Raw genomic sequence first — 8,043 nt, 5'->3', positions numbered from 1 at the left:
TTCCCAAGCCCGACACCACGCCCGAGCCGAAGCCGGACACCACACCGTCCTCGGCCACTCCCGAACCCAAGCCGGAACCCAAGCCCGACACCACGCCCGAGCCGAAGCCGGACACCACACCGTCCTCGGCCACTCCCGAACCCAAGCCGGAACCCAAGCCCGACACCACGCCGGAGCCCAAGCCGGACACGACGCCCGAGCCCAAACCGGAACCCGCGCCATCCTCGGCCACGCCGGAACCGAAGCCCGAGCCCAAGCCCGACACCACGCCGGAGCCGAAGCCGGACTCCACACCGTCGTCGGCCACTCCGGATCCCAAGCCGCACAAGCCGTTCACCGACCAGATGACCGCCGTCATCAAGGACAAGCTGTCCAAGGTGGACGGTGTCACGCCGGAGATCATGCAGAAGTTCGACAAGATCAACAACTTCTCGGTCGAGCAGCTCGGCAAGGTCTTCGGCAAGGAAGGCGCCGAGAAGTTCGAGTCGGCCATCAAGATCATGACCGACCCGTGGTTCGGGAAGTCGGGCCTGGCCGGCAAGACCGTCGTCGACATGATCAAGGGCGTGCCCGCCAGCATCGGCAACGTCACCGGCGGGGACGACGACTAGTCACGGATCCGAAAGGATCACCGCCCGGGACGCGAGGTGCAGTGCCAGCCTCTCGTCCGGGCGGGACAGGTCCACCCCCAGCAGCTGCTCGATCCGCGTGATCCGGGCCGCCACGGTGTTGCGGTGCACGCCCAGCACCGTGGCGGTCTCGGCGATCGACGACTCCGCGTCGAGGTAGGCGGCGAGGGTCCGGACCAGGTCGCCGGGCACCGAGCGCAGCGGCGCGACCAGCGCCCGCGCCGCCGGTTCGAACGTGTCCGTGCGGGTCCACTCCAGCAGCAGCTGAGCCATGCCGAGCTGGTCGACGTGCAGGAAATGGCCCGTCTCGGGCCGGGTCGCGGCGAGGCGGGCCGCGTCGAGGGCCTCCGCGACGGTCGCCGCGAGCCCTTCCGGACGCGGGTGCGGCCGCCCCACCCCCATGTGCGCGCCCAGGCGCAGCGCCCGGTGCGCCGTCTGGAGCCGGGTCGCCAGGGAGCGCACCCGTTCCGCCGTGGGTTCGTGGTCGAAGGTGACCCAGCCGGTCCAGCCGTCGCCGTGCTCGACGACGACCGCCTCGACGTCCAGCGCCCGCATGACCTCCTGCGTGCGCGCCACCGTGTCGACCGCCGGTGGGACGCCGATGTGCAGCCCGACGTGCCAGCCGCCGAGCCGCCAGCCGGCGTCGGCGACGCGGCGGCGCAGGTCCGCGCCGGGCTCGGTGTCGAGGCGCAGGAGGTCGCCGAGCAACGCCGTGCGCGAGCGGGCGTCCCGTTCCAGCTCGAGGCGGTTGGCGAGCAGCCACCGCTGCAGCGCCCCGGCGGCCACGGCGAGCGCAGGCGGGACGACGTCGGCCCGCGCGGCCTCCGTCCCCCGCAGCTCGGCGGCCAGCCACATCGCCGGGCGCTGCAGCAGCACCGGGTGGGCCAGGAAGACGCCGCCGGCCACGTCGGTCCGCTGCGGCACGGCCTCGTCCAGCCGGACGCGCCCGGTCACTTCGCCGGCGAGCGGCGCACCACGGTCGTCGAGCACCCCGACCGGCGACCGCAGCAGCCGCCGCAACACGGCGACGACCTCCTCAGGCGGACGCAGCCGGTCGCCGAGGGCGCGGTGGGTGGCCAGCAGCAGGTCCGCCCGGTCGAGTTCGGGGGCGGCGAGCAGCAGCCGGGCCTCGACGAGCAGGTCCAGCGGCGGCGCACCGGTGGTCAGCAGTGGCACGGCCAGCCGGTCGGCGAGCAGGCGCGACGCGGTGATCGGTTCGGTCCCGGGCAGGAGTACGCCGGTGGCCCCGGCATCCGAGCACCGCCGCAGCAGGGCATCGATCTGCCAGTCGGTCCCGGCGACCGGCCGGGCGACGACGGTCAGTTCTCCGGCGGCGGGAAGGTGCGAAGCGTCCAAAGTGGCCTGAACCGTCGCGAGTGGACGGTCCAGCCCGGCCGAGCCGGCGAGCACCCGGACGTGCTCCGCCCAGCCGGGCAGCGCGAGCACCCGCCGCAGGCTCACGAGAGTCCCACCGAATCGATGCGGCGCACTGACCGCGGACTCACAACGACCCCGCCGCGCTCGATGCCGCACACGACGCAACGCCCCGCCCACGCCGAGCGCGTGACCCGCCGCCGGCTCACGACCGGCTCCGCCGGGCTCGAGGCACCCGCCGGGCAATGGCCGGCACAGGCCGGCCGCCCAACAAGCCGCCGACCCGGCCCGGTGCCCCACCCGGGCCGGCGTTGCCGCGCCGCCCGGCTGTCAGCTGCCGCCGGCTCACGCAAGCCCCGCCCGCTCGACATCGCACACCGCCGCCGGCTCCGGTCGGCTCCGCGCCCCTGGGCCACCCCCAGCGCCCCAATGTGGCCTTCGGTGCGTTCAACGCACCGAAGGGCCCCTTGGGTGCGTTCAACGCAACCAAGGCCACATTGGGGCGCTCGGAGGCTCGAGGATCGCGGGGTCATCACGCCCCCACCGGGTCGCAGTCGATGCCGTACGCGCGGGGCCGCACCACCGGGAGCCACCGGGGATCCGTCCAGAACGGCGCCGCCGCCAAGCGGACCACGTCCACCTCCACCCCCGCGCGGATCGCGTCGCACGACACCGGTACTCCCGTGCGGTGGTCCAGCACCGACAGCACGTCCGGCGTCGACGCCACCGGCGCCCCGTCGCGCAGCGCCAGCAGGTACTCGTTCTCCATCTCCAGCCGCAGCAACGCGCCGTCGCGGTGGTCGGCCAGCGTGACGCTGCCGCGTCCGAATCCCGGGCTGCCGTGCTGCCCCGGTCCGAGGTGCCGCGCCACCTCCAAGACCCGCCCACGAGCCAGCACCGAGCCCTCCAAAGCCGCTTCGAGCGCGTCTCGCGGCGGGCTCTCCCCCGCCGCGAGCACCCGGCGGCCCAGCTCCCAAGCGCCGCTCGTCGTCCCCGGCACAGAGCACCCCGCCAGCTCGCCGGCCGGGATCGGGGCCAGCGCGAACGCCGCCCACCCGCCGGAGCCGGCCAGGAACGCCCGGGTCCCGCGTTCGATCACGACGTCGGACCCGGCCGCCAGCACCACGACCTGCCCGCCGGGCTCCGCCAACGCCGCCGGCGCGACCCCGCGGCCGGTCGCGGCGACCGAGAACTGGTCGAGCCGGGGCAGCCCGCGCCCGGACAGGTCGGCGTCGACGTACCCCAGCCCGAGTTGCTCGGCCACCACCAGCGGCAGCAGGCCGTTGAGGCCGCCGATCTCGATCGACATCAGCGCGTCGGCGCGCTCGCCGGTCCAGCGTTCGACGGCGGCCACCGCGGCCGCGAACTCCCCACCGCCCGGCAGCTTCTCGGTGAACGCCGCCGTCGCGCCGACGACGCCGATCGGCACCACCCGGGCCGACGGCGCCAGCTCGGCCACCGACGAAATCACGAGCGAGCGGCCGTCTTCGAGCAACCGGCGCAGCAGCACGGCGGCGGTGACCGTGTCCCCGCCGCCGCCGGACCCGAGCAGGGCCACCCCGCGTTCGAGGGCGGCCACGTCACCAGCGGTGATGCGCATGACTGACCACAGTAGACGAGCTCAACGCAGGGCGTAGCCACCGTCGGGGTAGAGCGTCGACCCGGTCGTGTAGGTGCTGCCGAACAGGTACAGCACGGCATCGGCCACTTCGGACTCCCGGCCGACGCGGTGCAGCAGCGTGTCCCGCGAGTACTGGGCGAAGCTCGACTCCCGCACCGCCGCGGGCCGCCCGGCCCAGAGGTTGCCGTCGATCGTCCCCGGCGCGACGACGTTCACCCGGACCGGCGCCAGCTCGACGGCGAGCCCGCGGCCGAGGCCTTCGACCGCCGCGTTGCAGGCGACGTACGCGGGTGCCGCGCCCGGCGGCCGGACGCTCGCCGCGCCGGACATCAGCACGATCGACGCGTCGGGCGCCAACCGAGGCACCGCGTGCTTGACGGCGTGGTACTGGCCCCAGAACTTCGTCACGAACGGGCTGGCCGCGTCCTCGTCGCTCAGCTCCCGTAGCGGCCCGACGGTGTAGGACGCGCCGGGCGTGAAGAGGTGGTCGATGCGGTCCACGGCGCCGAAGAACGTGGCCAGGGAGTCCTGGTCGGTGCTGTCGACGACCTCCCAGGTCCCGCTCACCTCCTTCGCCGCTGTCGACAGCTTCTCCGGCGTGCGCCCGCCGAGGTGCACCTTCGCCCCCTCGAGAGAAGCCCGCCGGGCGACCTCCAGCCCGATGCCCGACCCGCCGCCGATGATCACGACGTGCTTCCCGGCCAAGCTCACGCGATCTCCTCGACGGGGACGAAGGGGTGCGGCAGCCCGAACGCAGCCGGGCCGAACGTGTCCAGCGCCTCCGGCGTGCGCATCAGCGCCGGGGTCGAGATGCCGACGACCGTGACGCGCTGGCCGTACCGCAGCGTCTCGGTGGTGATCGGCTCGGCCGTCGAAGACTCCAGCACGCAGATCAGGTCGGGCACCACGCACCGCACGCAACCGTCCACAGTGGCCAGCAGGTTCTCGTTCTGGAACAGGATCTCCAGCTTGCTCGACCCGTCGAACGACACCGCCGCGGCACGCCCGCGCGCGAACCCTTCCTCGGTCCGGCGCTCCACATCGGACACCTTGCCGCGGAACAGCACCCGTAGGTGCTGGTACGGCGTCGAGCGCAACGCCGAGGCCAGCTCGGCGACCGGATCCTCGTTGCGCGAACGCGCTTCCCGGATCGTCCGGCCCACGGTCAGCGCCAGCGAAAGCGTTTGCGGCACGGCGGTCCGCTTCACGTCGGCGCCGCTCATCGCGTACTCGGCGATGTGCGCGACACCGCCGAGCCGGATGGTGACGCCGCGCGCCAGCCACTCCATCCGCCGGTTGTCGGCGCCGGTGTCGATCACCGTCGTCTCGCCGCGTTCACCGCCGATCGCCATCGGCGAGCCGGGCACGCCGTAGACGCCGAACGTCTCCATCTGCAGCTCGGGGAACGCCCGGCCCATGCCGTCGGCGTCCACCACCGGCAGCCCGAGCCGCGCGCCGACCACCAGCGGGATCATCGAGTTGATGCCCCCGCACTCGATCGGCATGGTCGCGTCGGCGGACCGGCCGAGGTGCTTCTCCAGCGTCCGCAGCGCCAGCACGGGCTCGGAGCCGTTGGGCAGCTTCTCGTGCACCACGGTCGGCGCGCCCATCTGCGCGGTCGGGATCACCAGCGCGTCGTCGTCCACTTCGGACGGGTCGAGCACGGTGATCGGCCCGTGTTCCCGGATGGCCTCGCGCACGAGCAGCCGGCCGACGTACGGGTCGCCGCCTCCGCCGGTGCCGAGCACCGCGGCGCCGCGGGCAAGGTCGGGCAGGTCGTCTTCGGTCAGGGTCCAGCTCACCCGGCGACTCCGATCGGGTCGATGTCGTAGCCGAAGTACCGCGGCCCGGCGAGCGCGATGCCCTCCGGCGTGTGCCAGCGCGGGTCGGCGGGCGCGGCGATGACCGTGACGCGCTGGCCGAACCGCAGGCCTTCGGTCGTGACGGCCTCCCCGGTTTCCCGTTCCAGCGTGCAGATCAGGTCCGGCACCGACGCCTCGACGACGCCGTCGCGCTCGGCCACCAGGTGCTCGTTCTGGAACCGCAGCACCAGCTCGGCGCCGGTGTCACCGTCCATCCCGGACAGCCGGGCCTCGCCGCGGGCGAAGCCGGTGACCGTCCGGCGGGCGACGTCGACGACCTTGCCGCTGAACAGCCGTCGTCCACCCAGCCGGTCGACGACCTTCGCGATCGGGTCGTCATGCGAAGCGCGCGCGGAACGCACCAGCGCGCCCAGCTCGGCGCACAGGCTGAGCGTGCCGGGCACCAGCGACTCCCGGGCCTGGGACCCGGACATCGCGTAGTTGCTGATCATCGCCGAGCAGCCCATGTCGATGGTCGCCGAGCGGGCCAGCCGCTCGGCCCAGCGGTTGTCCACTGTGTCCAGTACCCCGCGGTTTCCCTTCTCGTCCGCGATGGACATCGGGGTCGCGCGGATGCCGTACAAAGTCGGCAAAACCATTTGCAGCTCGGGGAACGCGCGCCCCATGCCGTCGGCGTCGACCAGCGGGAGGCCCAGCTGCGCGGCCGCGACGACCGGGATGAGCGAGTTGACGCCGCCGGCTTCGGCGCACGCGATGTGCGTCAGCTCCTTGCCGAGGTAGCCGGCGAGCGTGCGGGCCGCGAGCCCGACCTGCTCGGCCGAGGGCAGCTTCTCCACCATCACGGTCGGCGCGCCCATCATCGCCACGGGCAGCACGACGGCGTCGTCCGGTACCTCCGGCAGCGGCACCAGCGGCACCGTCCCATGCGTGCGCACCGCCGAGAGCGCCAGCAGCCGGCCGATGTACGGGTCTCCCCCGCCCCCGGTGCCGAGGATGGCGGCACCGCGGGCGATGTCGTGCAGGTCGTGCTCGGTGATCTCGCGCATCACGCCCCCAGCTGCAGGTCGCCGACGGCCTTGGCGCGGATGCGCGTGGCGTTGCCGGGCAGGTACGGGATGGGCACCTCGTCGAAGTCGACGATGCCGACCGACGCCGGCGACGCCCCGGCGGCGACCGCGCGGTCGATGGCCTCCTGCTTCGCCTCCTCGACGACGGCCTCGCGGCGGCCGGGCTCGATCACGTAGACGCGGTCGACCTCGCCGCCGATCTGCGCGATGGCCGCGCCGATCGCGTTGGCCACGGCGTAGTTCTCCGGCCGGTGCACCGCGCCGCACTCGGCCAGTTCGTCCGGCAGCAGCACCGAACCACCGCCGACCGCGACCACCGGCAACGGCTCGGCGGACGTCCGCATCCGTTCGACCACATCGGACACGTCGGCGGCGATCTTGTCCAGCGCCGCCCGGACCAGCCCCTTGTCCAAATGCGACACCAGGGACGCGTCCCCGATGTCGGCCCGGCCCGCCGCGACCGCGATGTCGGTCGCGGTGAGGGTGTCCCCGCCGAAGACGAGCGCCTTCGACGTCAGTTCGTAGCCGACCGAGTCCGGGCCCACGGTGACGTTCCCGCGCACCCGGCTGCCGCCGCCGATGCCGATCGACAACACGTCCGGCATCCGGAAGTTGGTCCGGATGCCGGCGACGCTGACATCGGTGGTTGCCTCGCGGGGAAAACCTTGCCGTAGGACGCCGACGTCCGAAGTCGTGCCGCCGACGTCGACCACCGCGCAGGTGTCCAAACCGGACAGCACGGCGGCGCCGCGCATCGAGTTCGTCGGTCCCGAAGCGAAGGTGGCCACCGGGTAGCGGCGGGCGAAGTCGACGTCCATCAGCGTGCCGTCGTTCTGGCTCAGGTACAGCGGCGCGGTGATGCCCGCGCCGGTGACCGACGCGGACAGCCCGTCGACGATGTGCGCGGCCAGCTCGCGCAGGGCCGCGTTGATCACCGTCGCGTTTTCCCGCTCCAGCAAGCCGATCCGGCCGATCTCGTGGGACAGCGAGATCGCGACGTCCGGCAGCTGCGCGCCGATGATCTCGGCCGCGCGGGTCTCGAACTCGGCGTTGACCGGGGAGAAGACCGAGGTGATGGCGACGCTGCGCACTCCGGCCTCCCCCATGTCGTCGGCGGCCTTGCGCAGCTCGCTCTCGTCGAGCTCCGCGATGTGCCGCCCGTCGAACTCGTGGCCACCGTGGACGAGGTAGCTGCGCCCCGACACCGCGTCGACGAGCCGCTGCGGCCAGTCGACCATCGGCGGCAGCGACGCCCCGGCCGGCAGGCTCAGCCGCACGGCCGCGGTCGGCGCGAGCCGGTGCGCTTCCACCAGGGCGTTGATGAAGTGCGTGGTGCCGATCATCACCGCCCGCACCGCCGCCGGGTCGAACGCGCGTTGCCGCTGCAGGCCGTCGATCGCGGCGACGATGCCCGAGGTGACGTCCGCGGTCGTGCTGGTCTTGACCGAGGCGAGCACCTGACGGCCGTCGAGCAGGACCGCGTCGGTGTTGGTGCCGCCGACGTCGATGCCGATGCGCACGAATGTTCT

The 8,043-nt window shown here is 73.3% G+C and carries 7 protein-coding genes and 1 pseudogene; 1 reads left to right on the top strand and 7 read right to left on the bottom strand.

Going from position 1 to position 8,043, the window contains the following annotated elements; all coding sequences use genetic code 11:
• Positions 1–307 (bottom strand): annotated as a pseudogene (locus AB0M59_RS21195) (hypothetical protein); the annotation flags it as partial.
• 37 nt (positions 308–344) lie between these two features.
• On the opposite strand from AB0M59_RS21195, the gene AB0M59_RS21190 reads away from it, so the two are divergent.
• The gene (locus tag AB0M59_RS21190) at positions 345–611 is read left to right on the top strand and encodes a hypothetical protein (protein WP_364617389.1); all 267 of its coding nucleotides are present in this window, start codon (positions 345–347) and stop codon (positions 609–611) included.
• On the opposite strand, the gene AB0M59_RS21185 is transcribed toward AB0M59_RS21190, so the two are convergent.
• The 6 genes from AB0M59_RS21185 to AB0M59_RS21160 form a co-directional block, all read right to left on the bottom strand.
• Positions 612–2,090, bottom strand: coding sequence for a helix-turn-helix domain-containing protein (locus AB0M59_RS21185; protein WP_364617387.1), 1,479 nt, complete (start codon positions 2,088–2,090; stop codon positions 612–614).
• Between the two features lie 445 nt (positions 2,091–2,535).
• The gene (locus AB0M59_RS21180) at positions 2,536–3,603 is read right to left on the bottom strand and encodes a DUF917 domain-containing protein (protein WP_364617385.1); all 1,068 of its coding nucleotides are present in this window, start codon (positions 3,601–3,603) and stop codon (positions 2,536–2,538) included.
• A gap of 21 nt (positions 3,604–3,624) precedes the next feature.
• Entirely contained in the window at positions 3,625–4,335 is a 711-nt protein-coding gene (locus tag AB0M59_RS21175; RefSeq protein WP_364617383.1) for an SDR family oxidoreductase, read from the bottom strand.
• A complete protein-coding gene (locus AB0M59_RS21170; protein ID WP_364617382.1) occupies positions 4,332–5,426 on the bottom strand; it encodes a DUF917 domain-containing protein in 1,095 nt (364 codons plus the stop codon). The genes AB0M59_RS21175 and AB0M59_RS21170 overlap by 4 nt, the downstream gene beginning before the upstream one ends.
• Positions 5,423–6,493, bottom strand: coding sequence for a DUF917 domain-containing protein (locus AB0M59_RS21165; RefSeq protein ID WP_364617380.1), 1,071 nt, complete (start codon positions 6,491–6,493; stop codon positions 5,423–5,425). Before AB0M59_RS21165 ends, AB0M59_RS21170 begins: the two co-directional genes overlap by 4 nt.
• Positions 6,493–8,034 (bottom strand): hydantoinase/oxoprolinase family protein, encoded by a 1,542-nt coding sequence (locus AB0M59_RS21160; protein WP_364617378.1) that lies wholly within the window; start codon positions 8,032–8,034, stop codon positions 6,493–6,495. The genes AB0M59_RS21165 and AB0M59_RS21160 overlap by 1 nt, the downstream gene beginning before the upstream one ends.
• Positions 8,035–8,043: the final 9 nt, after the last annotated feature.

The sequence above is a fragment of the Amycolatopsis sp. NPDC051371 genome, from assembly GCF_040682155.1.
Taxonomy (GTDB): Bacteria; Actinomycetota; Actinomycetes; order Mycobacteriales; family Pseudonocardiaceae; genus Amycolatopsis.
Note: the sequence above shows the minus strand (reverse complement) of the source record. Positions and strands in the feature narration are given on the sequence as shown.

Excerpts from the sequence above, each read along its gene's own strand:
- AB0M59_RS21190 (WP_364617389.1), top strand. The coding sequence starts at position 345 with ATGACCGCCGTCATCAAGGACAAGCTGTCCAAGGTGGACGGTGTCACG.
- AB0M59_RS21180 (WP_364617385.1), bottom strand. The coding sequence starts at position 3,603 with ATGCGCATCACCGCTGGTGACGTGGCCGCCCTCGAACGCGGGGTGGCC.
- AB0M59_RS21165 (WP_364617380.1), bottom strand. The coding sequence starts at position 6,493 with ATGCGCGAGATCACCGAGCACGACCTGCACGACATCGCCCGCGGTGCC.